This window comes from Ensifer sp. D2-11 (assembly GCF_054161295.1).
Genome location: NZ_CP096433.1, coordinates 639,978 through 655,859 on the forward strand (window position 1 = coordinate 639,978; position 15,882 = coordinate 655,859).

The following is a 15,882-nucleotide window of genomic DNA, read 5'->3' on the forward strand; positions in this document are numbered from 1 at the left end:
GATCATGTAGCACGATGCTGCGGGCCAGTCAGCGACAGGACGGAGGAGAAGGCTGCTCACCCGCCAAAAATGAAGCCCCGCGATCGGATCGGCGGGGCTTGAGGAGGCGGTGCTGTTCGGTCGAAGGACGTCTTGGGAGATTACGCCGATTTGCGAACGAGAGGCTTTTCTTCCACGGCATCGGTGTCGTCGCCGTAAATGTCGGATAGTGCGCCCAGAATCTTCAATACGGCGTCGGACGAGCTCGAATAATAGATCGTCTGTGCGTCACGACGGGTGCTGACCAGATTCTGCGCACGAAGCTTCGAAAGGTGCTGAGAAAGAGCCGATTGGCTCAGCCCGACCTTATGGGCCAGGGCGCCAACCGCCATTTCCCCCTTGACGAGAGAGTCGAGGATGAGCAGGCGTTTCGGATTTGCCATGGCCGAAAGGAAACCGGCTGCTATCTCGGCGTCCTCGTGTTTTTCAGGCGGAAGAGGCTGCATCGTGTGCTCCATGCGAAAATTCATCACACGTAGTTATGATTGATGAAGCACGATAATTAGCCGTGATGCATAAAAGGGCAACCACCCCCTGCAAGAAATGGGGGTAGCTAAGATGCGATTAACGGTAAAGTTTTTTTAGAATTGGCCGTAATTCGGCCGCGTCGGCAAGGGGCGTCTCAAACTCCAGGCGGCGCAGACGGTCGCCGTCCGACAGGTCGAGCCCTGCCGAATCGATGCCGACGATCTTCCAGTCGCCTTCGGGTGCGCGGCAATGAGTGGTTGCATAATATCTCACGGCTTCGGCGTGATCGGCGTTCATGTGCTCGATCGCGCCGCCTTCCATCTCCGCGATCGCGGCCGCGGCCGGTGACGCGATGGCAAGATCCTCAGCCGTCAGCACATAGGCGCGGCCGAAGCCGCCATTGAGGCTTGCCCGCAATGGGTTGAGTCGGAAGAAGCCGAAGTCCGGAAAATCGACATAGAGTTTGGACTTGGGGTGCCGGCGAAGGAATCGTTCGCGAAGACGCAGGTGGAGCGCGCAATCCCGCGGGACAGCCTCCGCCTCGCACTGGACCGTCAGTCGCGGATGGGCGAGCGGGTCGCCTTTGCCCGGCTCGCCGGTCAGCAGCGAAGCACGCCGGTCCGCCGTGAGCGCTTGAGTATGGGTCGAAAGCCGCGACACCAAGATGACCGGCGTTCCGTCGATATCGATGCCCACGAGTACACGGCTGACGAAGGGGAAACCATCGCTCGCCGGCTCTATCGCGGCAAGCGCGCCGCTTCTCGCCGAACGAAGAAGCACCCGGGCAAGCTTGCGTGCTTCCTCGTCCGTCTCGCGCAGCACATTGGGTTTCTCGCTCATGATCGCCTCCTTCCGGCGGGCCGCGTCAACCTTTGTTGCGGTGGCGCGTCAACCCTTCGACGATGTTTTGCGCGTCGATGGTCCCGACGACGGAGCCGTTGTCGACCACACCTATGCTGCCCGGCTGGCGCGACATGGCGTCGAGAATATCGACGAGCGGCGTGGTGGGCCTGGCCGTTGCCGAAACGCCGGTATTGGCGGCGGCTCGCCCGACGCCGGTCTGCATCACATCCTTCGCCGTCAGCATGGTGATCGGGTTCATGTGCTGGACGAAATCGGCCACGTACTGATTTGCCGGCTTCTTCACGATCTCCTGCGGCGTCCCGCACTGGATGATCCTTCCGCCTTCCATGATGGCGATGCGGTTGCCGATGCGGAAGGCCTCGTCGAGATCGTGGCTGACGAAGATGATCGTCTTTTTCAGCCGCCGCTGGAATTCGAGCAGTTCGTCCTGGAGGCGCGTGCGGATCAGCGGGTCGAGAGCCGAGAACGGCTCGTCCATCAGCAGGATCGGGGCGCCGGTGGCAAAGGCTCTTGCGAGGCCGACCCGCTGCTGCATGCCGCCCGAGAGCTCGTTGACCTTGCGGTCCGCCCACTTGGCCAGGTTGACGAGTTCAAGCTGCTCGCCGACTCGCTTTCTTCGTTCGGCATCGGCAACGCCGGCCAGTTCGAGCCCGAACCCGACATTGTCCGCCACCGTTCGCCACGGCAGAAGCGCAAACTGCTGGAACACCATCGAGACCGTATGCATGCGGAAGTCGCGGAGCGACTTGGCGTTGCAGCGATAGGGGTTCAGCGATCCGTTCGCGGTCTTGACCTGGACCTCGCCGCGCACGACCGGCGCGAGGCCGTTGACGGCCCTGAGCAGCGTCGACTTGCCGGAGCCGGACAGACCCATCAGAACGAGGATCTCGCCTTCATTGATGGTCAGCGAAGCGCCGGCCACGCCCAGCACCAGGCCCGTGGCTGCACCGATCTCGTCGCGCGTCTTGCCCTGGTCGACCATCTGCACGGCAAGTTGCGGGTTCTTGCCGAAGATGATGTCGACGTTCTTGAAAACGACGGCGTCGCTCATGCGCCTTCTCCTTCATCGGACGAGCGGAAAAGACGGTCGAGAACGATCGCGAGAATGACGATACAGAGACCGGACTCGAATCCCCTGGCGATGTTTACCGTGTTCAGAGCCCTGAGGACAGGCACGCCGAGTCCGTCGGCACCGACGAGCGCCGCGATCACCACCATCGAGAGCGACAGCATGATGGTCTGGGTCAGGCCCGCCATGATCTGCGGCATGGCGAAGGGCAGTTCGACCTTGCGCAGCACCTGCCAGGGCGTCGCGCCGAAGGATTCGGCGGCCTCGACCAGCGCCGGCGGCGTCGAGATGATGCCGAGCCGCGTCAGCCGGATCGGCGCGGGGATGGCGAAAATGACGGTGGCGATCAGCCCGGGTACCATTCCCAGTCCGAAAAGGATCAGCGCCGGAATGAGGTAGACGAAGGTGGGGATCGTCTGCATCAGGTCGAGGATCGGCCGCATGATCGAGTAGATCCAGGCACGGCGCGCGGCAGCTATGCCGAGGGGCACGCCGACGGCCATGCTGACGAAGGTTGCCGCAAGGACCAGCGCCAGCGTCTCCGTAGTCTCCTGCCAATAGCCCTGATTCACGATCAGGAGCAGCCCGAGACAGGTGAAGGCGGCAATGCCGAGGGAGCGCCGGAACCACCATGCGAGCGCCGTCACGACGGCGATGATGATAAGCGGGTGCGGCGTCTGGAGGATGTAGAGCAGGACCGAAATGATCGCCGAAAGCACATTGGCGAGCTGGTCGAAGAACAGGTTGAAATTCGTCGTCAGCCAGTCGACGAAAGACTTCGCCCAGGCGCCGATCGGGATGGGGTTTTCAGTCAGGAATTCCACGAAACAGGGTCCCTCTTGCCAGGGTCAACACTCAGGTCGGAAGACCGGTGGAAAAAAGGCGGGGTGTTTCCCCGCCTCACTGCATTTCCCATATCGGAGCCGATTTGAGCATGGAACATGCAGCAATTCAAAATGCTACGCGTGATCTGCCGCCGATCAGAGGCCGAGGGCGGCCTTGACCGCGGCCATCCCGTCGCCGCCATCCTTGGTCGTGACCCCCGCAAGCCAGGGTTCGATGCTCTGCGGATTGTCCTTCAACCACCCGGCCGCAGCTTTCTCCGGGTCTTCACCGTCGTTGAGGATCTTGCCCATGATCTCGTTCTCCATCTGGAGGGAGAACGAGAGATTCTGGAGAAGCTTGCCGACATTCGGGCATTCGGTCGTGTATCCGGCGCGCACATTGGTGTGCACCGTCGCACCGCCGTAATTCGGGCCGAATACGTCATCGCCGCCGGAAAGATAGGTGAGCTTGAAATTGGCGTTCATCGGATGCGGTTCCCATCCGAGGAAGACGATCGGGTCGCCGGACTTTTCGGCGCGGGCGACCTGGGCCAGCATCCCCTGCTCGGAGGATTCGACGACTTCGAAGCCCTTGAGATCGAAGGTGCCTTTTTCGACCATGTCGATGATCAGGCGGTTGCCGTCATTGCCCGGTTCGATGCCGTAGATCTTGCCGTCGAGTTCGTCCTTGTGGGCAGCGATATCCTTGAAGTCCTTGATGCCGAGCTCCGCGCCCTTGGCATTGGTCGCAAGCGTGTATTTCGCGCCTGCGAGGTTTTCGCGCACCGTCTCGACGGATTTATCCTCGCGGTAGGGGGCGATATCCGCTTCCATGGTCGGCATCCAGTTGCCGAGGAAGACGTCGATGTCCTTGTTCTTCAGCGATGTGTAGGTAACCGGCACCGACAGCACCTTCACGTCCGTCTCGTAGCCGAGCGCCTCGAGGATGGTCGTCGCGGTCGCCGTCGTCGCTGTGATATCGGTCCAGCCGACGTCGGAGAAGCGGACGGTGCCGCAGCTTTCCGGCTCGGCTGCAAAAGCGCTTCCGGCAGTCAGGGTTGCCATGCAAACGGCTCCCGCCAGCATGAATTTGAGAGAAAGCGTCCTTATCATCGTCGTCGTTCCCCTGCCTTGTGTTCTTTTTTTAGCCAAACACCAATGAAGCGCGAATTCAAGCGCCCTGGCGTTTAAAGAAGTGTATTGCCTCAGTACATTAACGGGATGCACAATGCGACGCCTGATGTCGCAATGCCCGCGAAATGCCGGCCCGCCGAACCGATCAGCACTTGCGGGCCAAAGCATGTGCGTCCTTGCCGAAAACTGTGAGTCGCTGCGGGATGCTCTGGTCATCGGACGCGTGCCCCGTCATGTAGCGGGCACGATGTCCGGAGATGGGACCATGTCCAAACTTTATTTCAGCTATGCGACGATGAATGCCGGCAAGAGCACGCTGCTCCTGCAGGCCGCCTACAACTATCAGGAGCGCGGCATGCGCGTCGTGATGCTGATAGCAGCCTTCGACGATCGCGCCGGCCAGGGTCGCATCGCGTCTCGCATCGGGCTGGAATCGGAGGCGATCCCCTTCCGCGCAGAGGATGATCTCCATGGGCTGATCGAGCGCCTGAACGGCGACGGCTCCGGTGAAATCGCCTGCGTCTTCGTGGACGAGGCGCAGTTCCTCGGTGAAGATCAGGTCTGGCAGTTGGCGCGTGTGGCGGATCGCCTCGGCATTCCGGTCATGGCCTATGGCCTGAGGACGGACTTCCAGGGCAAGCTCTTCCCCGGCTCCATGGCCCTGCTCGCTATCGCGGATGAGTTGCGCGAAGTCAGGACCATCTGCCATTGCGGGCGCAAGGCAACGATGGTCGTCCGCCTCGACGGCCGCGGCAAGGTCATGCGGGAGGGCGCGCAGGTGGATGTCGGCGGCAACGAGAAGTACGTCTCCTATTGCCGTCGCCATTGGGACGACCGGATGCGCGAAGGCTGACGCGCAAGCCGACCGGCGGCGATGCACCGGCCCTGCTGCCCTGCACTCGAAAAAGCGGCCACCGCCCTTGTCGTTCCGTGCTAAACATCCTTTATATAAGTGCAATCAAGGGCTGAAACGGTCCGGCGTGCACTGCTGGCTGGCTTGAGGGGAGAAGGCAATGGCGACGCTGCAGAATTTTGATACGGAGATCGAGAAGACCAGAACCGTCGTCAAGGACATGCGCAGCAAGCTCGAGCAGTCCGGCGTCGTTCTCGAGCAATTCGCCAAGGCGGACACCAGGCTCGGCGACGTCAATTTCGATATCGAGAACGCCCGCATCCAGGACGTCGTCAACCAGCAGAAGGTGATGGAAGCCAACATCGCCGATCTGATCATCGGACTGGAAGACGCGACCAATGTCTTCGGTGCCGAGTTCGAGAGCATGAAGAGCTATACCGGCTACGAGAAGTTCATCGGCATCTTCTCAAGGCAGAAGATGCAGCGCTTGCGCACCGATCGCGTGCGCAACATGTCGCTTGCAGGGAACCTGCAGGAACTGCTTTCGAAATCGGACACCATCGTCGGCATCCTCAAGGACCAGAAGGCGATCCTCGACCAGCGATACAAGACCTCCGAGCAGAGCCTCATCCAGGTGATCGAGCGCCGCAAGGGCACGATGGCGGCGCTGGAACAGACGCAGAAGCGGATCGAAGAGCTCAACCCGCTGCTGCTCGATATCGAGAACAGGATCGCCGCCTCGACAGACCAGAAGACCCGAACCGACCTCGAGGGCGAGCGCTCGCAGCTTGCGACCGAATACAACGAAAAGCAGGCGAAGGAGCAGGAGCTTCTGGCCGAGAGCCAGACGCTCGAACGCTACACGGCCATGTTCCAGACCTTCGTCGATTCGCTGAACAACCAGATCGCCGCCCAGAACACGCTGATCAACAAGCTGACCATCGACACGGAACAGCGCATCGTTCTCTACAAGGCGCTGGAAGATTCGTTGAAGACGGCTGCGCAGCAGGACGTGGCACACAAGATCAACACGCTCGGCAGCCAGGTGGACACGGCCGCCGAGGAGACCATGGCCGGGATCGGCGCGGCCGCGCAGCGCCACATCGGCGACTTGCTCGAGATGCATGAAAAGAACATGCTTGCGACGCAGGATATCCAGCGGCGCAAGAAACTCGCCGACGACGCCTTCGCGCGCCGCTTCCAGACGGTGATGGACAAGCATAATGCCGCAAATTATGTGAAGCAGTGATCGGCAAGACGGCAATGACCCGATTTCCGACCGCCTTTCGGCATTGGCCGGGAGAGCTGCCATGAATACCGCCATTTCTCCGGCCGTCAGGCAATATTTCGGCTCCATCCGCGCGGCGCTCGCAGGGCTCGAGCTCTTCCTCGGAGACCGCAATTCGCCGCTTTACCGTGACACAGTCGTCGGCGAGATCATCGTTCCCTATCTTGCCCGGCTGAAAGCCTCGATCGCCTGCTGGGAAAACCGGATCGGTTTCGTCGAACAGTTTCGCATCTCGCGCGCCGAAAGCGGCTTTCCCGTTTTCCAGAACGTGCTGGAACTCGAGAACGACCGGCAGAATGCGGAGAAGCGGCTTGCGAGCATTCCTTCCGCCGATGCGCTGCGCGAGGAGATGGTCGATTTCATCCTGAGGCAGAAGGTGTTCCCCGAGGCGCTTCAGGCGCGCATGGCCGAAAGGCTCTATCTGGAGCAGATCGGCAAGGGGGATATCTTTTCGCCGTTCGTGCTGCCGGAGACGATCCGGGTCGCGGTCAATTCGAAGACGATGCGGCCCTTTTACGTCGTTTCCTGGGGCGCGTTCGACGGCAGCCAGACGCTGCCGATGATCTATATGGCGACGATCGAGGATTCCTCGGAAAATATCGTCGAGATGCTGGTGACCGAGGATGGCAAGCTCAATCCGGACGTCCAGATTCCGCTGCCGGTCGGCGGCCTGCTCAATCCGGAGCTCGCAAGCCGTTTTGACGATTTCGCCTCCAAGAACAGCACCTATTCGCTGACGCCGGTGACGATCGCCACCAATCTCGACAGGGACTTCCCGGAACTGCATCCGAAGCAGCTTCGGCGGATCGTGCTCGGCCCCTTCTATTCGGCGGGCATCACCGAGAACAATGCGAGGATCAACGACATTCTCTCCAGGGTGCGCAAGACCGAGAATGCGTGGCTGCTCACCTGGACGGTGCAGGAAGTCTTCTCGAAGGCGGAGCGGCCGGCGACGCGCGGCTTCTGGTCCTCCACCCAGGCGCAGGAGGAGTTTCACATCGACACCGCCGATCTGGAGGCGGCGCGCATGGGGGTCAGCGCTTACGAGAAGCATGCCCTGGTGCCGCATGACGCGTACCAGGCGCTCTATGCCTCCGGCGAGGCCGCCCAGGTCTTCGGCGATTACAAGGTGCATGTCATATCCGGCAACCAGGTGGTGAGCGAGGTCTGAGCCATGGCATTGAACACAGGGCTGACGACGCTGCATGAGGACGAGATCGCCAGACATCAGGCGGTGGCGCAGAGCCTGGTCACCAAGCTTGCCATTGTCGAGCGGGACGATGGCGCCGCCGCCACACCGCTGGCAGGAACGGGGCGCCGTTTCGTCTCGACGGTCTCGACCGGCGGTCAGCGCCGCAGCCGCGAGGTCGAACTCGCACGCACCATCCAGGCGGTTCGCAGCGCCGATCCGCTCCTGTCGCCGGCGCAGCATTCGGTACTCTATCGCACCCGCCGCGGTATCCAGGTGGCGATGGCCGTTGCCGATGTCTTCGCGCGGCAGACCAACCTTGAACAATTGCAGGCGCGTAACGCCACCGCGCCGCTGACCGGCGAGGATGCGGCTCATTTCAAAGCGCTGCTCTCTGCTTCGGCCTATATCGCCGCCTTCACGCTTGCCGCCTATCTCGGCGCGACGCTGCAGGGAGAGGGCGAGCCGGTGGACGATGCCGCAGAGCCGGATTTCCTTTTCGACACGCCGCAGGATGCGCTGAAAACCATGGTTGCCGGTCTCGACCGCAGCATTGCCGGTGCGCCGGACGAGCTCGCGCTGGTCGCACGGGCCCGGGCCTTTTCCCGCATCGCGATCGAGGGGCTGATTGCGCGCAAGGCGCGTTTCACCGGTCTGCAGAATTTCGAGAGCGTGCACATCCGGCTCGACCAGGACGATTTCACGCTCAACGGTTTCGACGTCGCGCCCGGGCAGAAGCGCAAGCCGCTGGTGATGACCTTCAAGAAGCCCGAGGAGATCATCGGCAACCACATCGCCAAGTACCAGGCGCTGAAGCTCGCCAAGATGCTGATGGCCTACGACTTCGACCGGCAGATGAACCCTTTCGTCGAACTCGGCGGTTTTCTGTTCACCTTCATCGGCGACGGCATGCCGGGCACCGGCAAGACGATCCTGATCCAGATGCTCGCCGGCATGCTGCACGAATATTGCGGCATCGCCGGTTATCCCTTCCATTACGAGAATTTCGGCGTCGACCAGATTTCCTCCTATCAGGGCAAATCGGGGCAGAATTGCAAGGAATTCGTCAACAATGTCGTGAACCCGCGGGCGATCGGCTTCGGCACGATCGACGATGTCGACCAGGTGGCGGCAAAGCGCTCCGACGACCGTGCCTCGGCCGGTCAGCACGAGGTGACGGCGGTGCTGATGGAGAGCTTCGCCGGCGCCTCGACGGTGGTGCGCGGCAACTGCACCTTCGGCATGTTCTCCAACCATCCGGAGAATGTCGACGAGGCGCTGCGCCAGCGCGCCGGCGCGCGCTGGCTGGTCGACGGGCCGCAGACGGAGGACGACTATATCGACATCTTCGCGCTGCTCGTCGGCAAGAACCACCAGATCCCGCTCGGCGAGCATGATCTCTATGCCGGTCAGGAGATCAAGCGCGCCGTCTCGCAATCCTATGCCGCGCATGCGCAGCCGCAGGAGGAGGGGCTTGCCGCGGTCTGGGAACGCTATCAGAAGGAGAAGGGCAAGATCGCCACGCTCGCCGATGTCGGCGCCTATCTGCACATGATCAAGGAGGCGGAACCCCGCTTCACCGGGCGCGCGATCAGGAACATCACCGATGCCGTCAAGCTGAGGGCCATGGACGTCGAACTGCCCGACGACTGGTTCAAGGACGCCGGCTCGTTCATGCATAGGCCCTACGACGAGAAGAAGGCGATGATCGAGGAACTGCGAGGCCCGATCACCATCGACATGGTGCTGCAGGAAATCAACCGCTATGCCGATAGCGAGTTCCGCTACACCGACAAATCCGACGATGCGGCCGTCGGCGAGATCATCCGCCGCGAGCGCCAGCGCGAGAGGGCGGTCCGGGAGATCGAGACGATGAAGCGCGAGGGCAGGTGGCAGGGATGACGGTTGTGTTCGCGGCATTTGCCCTCCACCTCGGGGCTGCCCCTCACCCTAGCCCTCTCCCCGCGCGCGGGGAGAGGGCTAGGGTGAGGGGCAAGAGGGCGGACCAAAAGAAATGAGAGGAGCGAACGAACGCAAGACAGAACGCGCGAGAGGTCTGCGGCAAAGCGACAACGATGCAGAAGCGCTCCTTTGGTCGGAGCTGAGAGACCGGCGTCTAAACGGCTTCAAGTTCGTCCGGCAGGTCGCCATCGGTCCTTACTTTGCTGATTTCGCCTGCCGTGATGAGAGGCTGGTCGTCGAGGTCGACGGCAGTCAGCATCAGATCGGCAGCGGCGATGCGAGGCGCGACAAGTTCATGGTCATGAATGGATGGAGTGTGCTCCGCTTCTGGAATACGGACATCTTCAATGACCGCGCCGCGGTACTGGAGACGATCGTGGCGGTGCTCGAGAAGCGGTTGGTGCGGGAAGTGAGGAGTGCGGATTTGACGTTCATTCCGGGGGAGAAGAAGAGATGAGTCGGGTGTTGAACTTGGCGTCTCGGTCTGCCCCTCTCTTCAGCCTATTGCCCCTCACCCTAACCCTCTCCCCGCGCGCGGGGAGAGGGGACGCCGTTGTGTTCGACCGCACCCGACAACGCGCCCATGGGATCTCGTCCCCTCTCCCCGCCTGCGGGGAGAGGGTTAGGGTGAGGGGCAAAAGGTGAGGGGCAGAACGCTGAGGAGCATGGCCGCATGAAGCGCCTTTTGGAAGCGGAGCTCATCTATGGACGGCTGCTTGATATTTCCGAGCCGCATCTCGTCGCGCGCTACAACAAGGCTCTCAAAGGCTTCGGGCTGAAACCGACGGCTCTCCAGCGGTTCAGCATCGACATGACCGGCTTCTCACCCGAAATCGCCGAGGAAATCGGCGACCGCGACTATCTGGATCCGAACCGGGTCAACCGGCGCTTCATCATCCTGACGCCGGCGCAGGCGGAGCTGCCGGTCGTGCACACGAGCTTCTCCAACACTGCGGCACTGATGCACGAATTCTTCAACGCCAATGGCCGCGCGATCAACGCGATCACCATCAAGGATGCGCTCTACGGCGAGATCGAGGATTCGGTCTCGGTCGTCGAGGACATTGACGATCTGCTTTCCATCAACGAAGTCCGCTTCCGGGTGCTTTCGGCCGAGGACATGCTCGGCAAGGCGACCGAACTGCGCGAGCTCGTGGACCGGCTGAAAAAGGTGCCGAACGCCTGGGCGGACGACGCGATGCTCGATCGGATGGTCGAACTCGCCAGGACGACCGGCGACATAAGGCAGAACGTGCTCGTGCCGGACGAACTCGTCTTCCGCCATGAGGCCTTCTGGGCCAATCACTTCGGCGGCGTCTACGTCTTCCTCGACGAGAAGACGACGACTGTCATCTGCGACCCCTCGGTGCCCGGTTTCCGCCGGTCGCGGCCCTGGCAGGTGAGCTACATCGCCATAACCGACCACGCCCGCATCTATGACTTTCTGGCGACGACCAACCGGCTGCAATTGCCGCAGGCATCCTGGGTGCAGGAGTCCGGTCTGTTCCAGCATCGCGCGGACATGGTGATCCGCGGGCTCGTCGACGCCGCCGACCCGAATGCGGACCTGATGAATGTCGACCGGATATGGCTGCAGACCTGGATCCACCGCAATGCGGCGCTCGTGGCGCGCGACGGGATTTACCCCTTCCTTCAGGAAATGGCGCGGGCGATCGCCGCGACGGGCACGGTCAGGATGCAGGACGTCGCCCCGGAGAACCGGTTCCTGCTCGTCCGGGCCGCCCCGCAGCATCCGGATCAATGGCTCGTCAACCGCCTGGTTTCCGAACTCGTCCCGCGCGATTTCGTCTCGCGCTTCGTGTTCGACAAGCAAGGCTTCTACAAAGCCTATGAGGGCTACAGCGAAAAGTTCCGCGAATATGTTGTTGCGACACTGACCGGCACATATCTCAAGGACAAGGCCGCCTTCCGTCACAAGCTTTACGGTCTCAAAGAGGAATAAAACATGTTCGATCCGATCGTTGCGTTCTTCCAGCGTGTATTCACCGCGATCGGCCGTGGCATCGGATTGGCGGTGGCGTGGCTTCTCTGGCCGTTCGTCGCGCTCGGCAACTGGTATCGGGGACGAAGCTGGATCATCAAGGGGCCGATCGGCCTGATCCTCCTCTGCCTCGTGCTCTTCTACGCCTACTTTGTCTGGCAGACGCAAGCCTGGACGAATTTCGACCCGGACTATGTCGACCGATACAAGCTCGCCGACCGCAGGACGCCGGCCGGTTCACCCGTCAGCGGTCCGGGGGCAACAACGGGACAGTCAGGCTCGGCGGCTGACGCAAACCAGGCCGCCGCGGTCGCTCCTTCCGGTGCGGACAGTACGACCGAAGCCCTTGCCGTGGCCCAGCTTCCGGCCGGGACGGTCTGCCAGACTTCGGCCATCGTCGACGTGGCGGCCGACCTCATCGACCTCAATGTCAATCAGAATGCCTGGATATCGTCGATGCTCGGCTACAAGCTCGGCTTTTTCGGGATTGACTGGGACGACACGCCCTGGCTCGACAACAAGGCGTCCTTCCAGCGCGGCGTCAACCAGGCGGTGCGCCGCACGTCGGTGGAACTCGTCGATTCGCTTGGGCGCGTCCGTGGCACGTCGGGGGTCAACAACGAGCTCCAGAACGCGCGCGGAAGCATCCAGTTCGACGAGGAAACCTGGTATTTCGGCCTGAACCCCTTCGGCCCCAAAACCCCGACCCCGAGCTTCTACCGCTCGGCTATGCGCGATCTCAGGAAGTTCAACGTCTCGCTCGGCAAGTGCGAAGCGATCTTCGACGGCCGATCCGACAACATGGTCGAGTTCCTCGACCGGGTCGCGAACGATCTCGGCAATACCTCGGCGATCATCCGCGAACGTTCGGAGTTCCACAATGGCGGCTGGTTCGACACGCGGGCGGACGACCGCTTCTGGTTCGCCTTCGGCCAGCTCTACGGCTATTACGGCATTCTCTCGGCCGCCGGCGCCGATTTCGAGAATGTCGTCACCCAACGTGGCCTGGCGCCGATCTATACCGAAACGATGAAGCAGCTTCGCGCGGCACTCAGGATCCAGCCGCTCATCATCTCGAACGGGCGCGAGGACGGCTGGATCATGCCGACGCACCTGGCGACGATGGGCTTCTACATCCTCCGGGTTCGATCGAACCTCGTGGAGATGCGCGATATTCTTGCCCGTTGACGGGCGGCATGTCAGCGTAAGCGATAGGAAACGGAACTTGCGCATTTTCGCGGAGGAGGCGGGATGCGCGAGGCAAACTGGGGGGAAGCCGTGGGAGAGGTAAAGTCCGACATCGAGATCGCGCGCGCCGCGCGCAAGCAGCCGATCATGGAGGTCGGCGCGAAGCTCGGCATTCCGCCGGAGCATCTGCTTCCCTACGGCCATGACAAGGCCAAGGTCAGCGCCGAATTCATCGCGGCGCAAAACGAGAAAAGGAACGGCCGGCTCATTCTGGTGACGGCGATCAACCCGACGCCGGCGGGCGAGGGCAAGACGACGACGACCGTCGGCCTCGGCGACGGCTTGAACCGCATCGGGAAGAAGGCGATCGTCTGCATCCGCGAGGCGTCGCTCGGTCCCTGCTTCGGTATCAAGGGCGGGGCGGCGGGCGGCGGTTACGCCCAGGTTGTGCCGATGGAGGACATCAATCTCCATTTCACCGGCGATTTCCATGCGATCACGTCGGCGCATAATCTGCTCTCCGCCTTGATCGACAACCATATCTATTGGGGCAACGAGCAGGCGATCGACATTCGCCGCATCGCCTGGCGGCGGGTCATGGACATGAACGACCGGGCGCTTCGCCAGATCGTCGGCTCGCTCGGCGGCGTCGCCAACGGCTATCCACGAGAGACCGGCTTCGACATCACCGTCGCCTCGGAAGTCATGGCGATCCTGTGCCTGGCTATGGACATCAAGGATCTCGAAAAGCGGCTCGGCAACATCATTATCGGGTACCGTCGTGACAAGAGCCCGGTCTTCGCCCGGGACATCAAGGCGGATGGGGCAATGGCGGTACTGCTCAAGGACGCGATGCAGCCGAACCTGGTGCAGACGCTCGAGAACAACCCCGCCTTCGTCCATGGCGGCCCCTTCGCCAATATCGCGCATGGCTGCAATTCGGTCGTGGCCACCACGACGGCGTTGAAGCTTGCCGACTATGTGGTAACCGAGGCGGGCTTCGGTGCCGATCTCGGCGCCGAGAAATTCTTCGACATCAAGTGCCGCAAGGCAGGGCTCACGCCCGATGCCGCCGTAATCGTCGCGACTGTCCGCGCGATCAAGATGAACGGCGGCGTGAAGAGGGAAGACCTCGGGAGAGAGAGCGTCGAGGCGGTCAGGAAGGGGTGCACCAATCTCGGCCGCCACATCCAGAACGTCAAGAAGTTCGGCGTACCGGTGCTCGTCGCGATCAACCATTTCACCTCCGATACCGAGGCCGAGGTCCGGGCGATCAAGGATTATGTCAGAACGCTCGGTTCCGAAGCGGTTCTGTGCAAGCACTGGGCCGAGGGGTCGGCGGGCATCGAGGAGCTCGCTTACAAGGTCGTGGACCTCGCCAATGCCGGCCATTCGCAATTTTCGCCGCTCTACCCCGACGAGATGCCGCTCTTCCAGAAGATAGAGACGATCGCAAAGGACATCTATCACGCAAGCGAGGTGATCGCCGACAAGCTGGTGCGCGAACAGCTCCGGACCTGGGAAGACCAGGGCTATGGCGATCTGCCGATCTGCATGGCGAAGACCCAATATTCCTTCTCCACCGACCCGAACCTGCGCGGAGCACCGACGGGCCACGCCGTGCCGATACGCGAGGTTCGGCTGGCCGCCGGGGCCGGCTTCATCGTCGTGATAACCGGCGAGATCATGACGATGCCCGGCCTGCCGAAGGTGCCTTCTTCGGAGCGGATCCGGCTGAACGAGCAGGGGTATATTGAGGGGTTGTTCTGAGGTGATTAGAGCTGGGCTGCTCCTCTCCCAGGCTGCCCCTCACCCTAGCCCTCTCCCCGCAGGCGGGGAGAGGGGACGAAGGAGGCGCCGCTTGTGTCCTTCTCCCCGTGAAAACGGGGAGAAGGTGGCCGGCAGGCCGGATGAGGGGCGGCCGCACCCCCTCAACGGCAATAGCGGTACCCGTTTTTCCGCTCGATGACATCCAGATGCAAGTGGTCTTCATGCGCCGCATCGCTCCCCGGATCGAGCACGGTCGTGAAATAAAGGCAGGCCGACGCCGTGACCGCCCGCTGGAATGCGCCGGTAAGGGTTCCGTCCTCGTCGCGGGGCTGGATCTCGACGGTCTTGCCGTCGCTGAGAGTGAACGAGGCGATATCGACCGCGTTGCCGCGCGCATGTTCGGAGATCTTGCCGGCGTCTGCATTGTTCCTCAGGCGGCAGACATAGGTCGAGGCCTGGTTCAAGGCGGTAATGCGGATCTCGGGGCCGAAGGCGCTGCTCATGGCCGGGGCCGCCGTCTCCTTGGTCCAGCGGGCCAGCGCCAGCGCGGCTTCGCAGCGCATCACTCCCTCGGGCTTCAGGGTCACGCCCGGCAGGATCGCGCGGACCTCGATCGGCTTGTCGATGCCGCACCCCTTGTCGTCATCGATGCGGTCTACTTCGGAAAAGCTGCTCCCGAGCGATTTGAGTTCGGAGAGACAGGACGCATATTCCTGCGGGTTTTCCTTTTCGATCACCAGGACCGGCACGGCGTCGAGGGCGTCGTCCTTCCAGCCCGGGGGTAGATCCCCGTCGGCGCGAGCATCATTCCCCGCCCGACCATTGGACTTTTCCTCTGCATCGGCACCATTCGCCGGCGGCGTGGCGGGCTTGGGCGTCGGCTGATCATCGCCGCTCGAGGGTCGCGCCAAAGGCATCGGACCCCGTTCGGGCAGCGTTGCTCCCGAAACGAAAAACGTGACGATCAAAATTATCCCGGCGTGGCGCATGCAGGTCCTCTCCATCTCTCTGCGGCCCCAGTCGACGAAACGCACGAAGAAACGATCCTGTTTCAAATTGTGCTGAAACTGAGGACGAGGGCGGTTCGCAGGCTATGGAGATGAAGATCGGACCCCTAGATTTATATTGACAATCACACTCATGTTTTCTTATGTGACGAAAATAAGGCGCAAATAGATCGCCTTGCCCAATTCCGCACTGCCCAGCCAGCCCTTGAGTTCGCCGCTCAACAG

Annotated in this window: 14 protein-coding genes; 8 read left to right on the plus strand and 6 right to left on the minus strand. The window is 62.0% G+C overall.

What is annotated here, in order from left to right:
- Window positions 1-140 precede the first annotated feature (140 nt).
- The 5 genes from M1D34_RS03035 to M1D34_RS03055 all read right to left on the minus strand — a co-directional run bounded on the left by M1D34_RS03035 (window position 141) and on the right by M1D34_RS03055 (window position 4,377).
- The gene (locus M1D34_RS03035; protein WP_498780594.1) at window positions 141-485 is read right to left on the minus strand and encodes an ArsR/SmtB family transcription factor; all 345 of its coding nucleotides are present in this window, start codon (window positions 483-485) and stop codon (window positions 141-143) included.
- A gap of 118 nt (window positions 486-603) precedes the next feature.
- Window positions 604-1,347, minus strand: coding sequence for a HugZ family pyridoxamine 5'-phosphate oxidase (locus tag M1D34_RS03040; RefSeq protein ID WP_013844757.1), 744 nt, complete (start codon window positions 1,345-1,347; stop codon window positions 604-606).
- Window positions 1,348-1,372: 25 nt separating this feature from the next.
- Entirely contained in the window at window positions 1,373-2,422 is a 1,050-nt protein-coding gene (gene choV, locus M1D34_RS03045) for a choline ABC transporter ATP-binding protein (protein ID WP_498780596.1), read from the minus strand.
- Window positions 2,419-3,264 carry a choline ABC transporter permease subunit gene (gene choW / locus M1D34_RS03050; protein WP_003535852.1) on the minus strand — a complete coding sequence of 282 codons (846 nt, stop codon included), beginning with the start codon at window positions 3,262-3,264 and terminating at the stop codon, window positions 2,419-2,421. The genes choV and choW overlap by 4 nt, the downstream gene beginning before the upstream one ends.
- Before the next feature lie 156 nt (window positions 3,265-3,420).
- The gene (locus M1D34_RS03055) at window positions 3,421-4,377 is read right to left on the minus strand and encodes a choline ABC transporter substrate-binding protein (protein WP_153313309.1); all 957 of its coding nucleotides are present in this window, start codon (window positions 4,375-4,377) and stop codon (window positions 3,421-3,423) included.
- 286 nt (window positions 4,378-4,663) lie between these two features.
- Between M1D34_RS03055 and M1D34_RS03060 the strand changes: the two genes are divergently transcribed.
- The 8 genes from M1D34_RS03060 to M1D34_RS03095 all read left to right on the plus strand — a co-directional run bounded on the left by M1D34_RS03060 (window position 4,664) and on the right by M1D34_RS03095 (window position 14,650).
- A complete protein-coding gene (locus M1D34_RS03060) occupies window positions 4,664-5,251 on the plus strand; it encodes a thymidine kinase (protein ID WP_010969910.1) in 588 nt (195 codons plus the stop codon).
- Window positions 5,252-5,411: 160 nt separating this feature from the next.
- Window positions 5,412-6,500 (plus strand): hypothetical protein, encoded by a 1,089-nt coding sequence (locus M1D34_RS03065; protein WP_153313310.1) that lies wholly within the window; start codon window positions 5,412-5,414, stop codon window positions 6,498-6,500.
- A 61-nt stretch (window positions 6,501-6,561) separates the two neighbouring features.
- Window positions 6,562-7,710, plus strand: a complete 1,149-nt coding sequence (locus M1D34_RS03070) for a hypothetical protein (RefSeq protein WP_498780600.1) — start codon at window positions 6,562-6,564, stop codon at window positions 7,708-7,710.
- A gap of 3 nt (window positions 7,711-7,713) precedes the next feature.
- Window positions 7,714-9,630: an AAA family ATPase gene (locus M1D34_RS03075; protein WP_498780602.1), complete on the plus strand. Its 1,917-nt coding sequence runs from the start codon at window positions 7,714-7,716 to the stop codon at window positions 9,628-9,630.
- A 112-nt stretch (window positions 9,631-9,742) separates the two neighbouring features.
- Window positions 9,743-10,147, plus strand: coding sequence for an endonuclease domain-containing protein (locus tag M1D34_RS03080; RefSeq protein WP_028010484.1), 405 nt, complete (start codon window positions 9,743-9,745; stop codon window positions 10,145-10,147).
- A 216-nt stretch (window positions 10,148-10,363) separates the two neighbouring features.
- A complete protein-coding gene (locus M1D34_RS03085) occupies window positions 10,364-11,653 on the plus strand; it encodes a DUF6638 family protein (RefSeq protein WP_498780604.1) in 1,290 nt (429 codons plus the stop codon).
- A 3-nt stretch (window positions 11,654-11,656) separates the two neighbouring features.
- Window positions 11,657-12,880 (plus strand): DUF2333 family protein, encoded by a 1,224-nt coding sequence (locus M1D34_RS03090; protein ID WP_010969904.1) that lies wholly within the window; start codon window positions 11,657-11,659, stop codon window positions 12,878-12,880.
- A gap of 63 nt (window positions 12,881-12,943) precedes the next feature.
- On the plus strand, window positions 12,944-14,650 hold the full coding sequence (locus M1D34_RS03095; RefSeq protein ID WP_498780607.1) for a formate--tetrahydrofolate ligase: 1,707 nt from the start codon (window positions 12,944-12,946) through the stop codon (window positions 14,648-14,650).
- Between the two features lie 161 nt (window positions 14,651-14,811).
- On the opposite strand, the gene M1D34_RS03100 is transcribed toward M1D34_RS03095, so the two are convergent.
- A complete protein-coding gene (locus M1D34_RS03100) occupies window positions 14,812-15,705 on the minus strand; it encodes an extensin-like domain-containing protein (RefSeq protein ID WP_498780609.1) in 894 nt (297 codons plus the stop codon).
- Between the last annotated feature and the right edge of the window lie 177 nt (window positions 15,706-15,882).